The organism is Vibrio sp. 1180_3, from assembly GCF_029478545.1.
Taxonomy (GTDB): domain Bacteria; phylum Pseudomonadota; class Gammaproteobacteria; order Enterobacterales; family Vibrionaceae; genus Vibrio; species Vibrio aestuarianus.
Genome location: NZ_SJFM01000205.1, coordinates 1 through 360, shown reverse-complemented (window position 1 = coordinate 360; position 360 = coordinate 1). Strand labels below are relative to the sequence as shown.

Annotated in this window: 1 protein-coding gene; it reads right to left on the bottom strand. The window is 43.9% G+C overall.

Annotated elements, in window-relative coordinates:
• On the bottom strand, positions 1-360 hold a 360-nt coding region (locus EYW48_RS21600), incomplete at both ends, for an IS3 family transposase (RefSeq protein WP_277433092.1).

Genomic DNA, 360 nt, shown 5'->3' with positions numbered 1-360 from the left:
TAACCCACAGTTGGCACCCATTCCGTTTTCAGACTTCTAAAGAAGCGCTCCATCGGCGCATTATCCCAACAATTTCCTCGGCGAGATAAACTCTGTTTTATTTGAAAACGCCACAGCAATTGACGGTATTTACGGCTAGTATAATGACTGCCTTGATCGCTATGGAACATAACACCTTTAGGCTTACCACGAGACTCATAAGCCATCGAAAGAGCTTTGCCTGTTAGCTTAGAATCAGGTGATAGAGACATCGACCAACCAATCACTTTTCGGGCAAAAAGATCGATAACAACTGCTAAATACATCCACCGATTACCTGTCCAAATATACGTAACATCACCAGCCCAGACCTCATTTGGG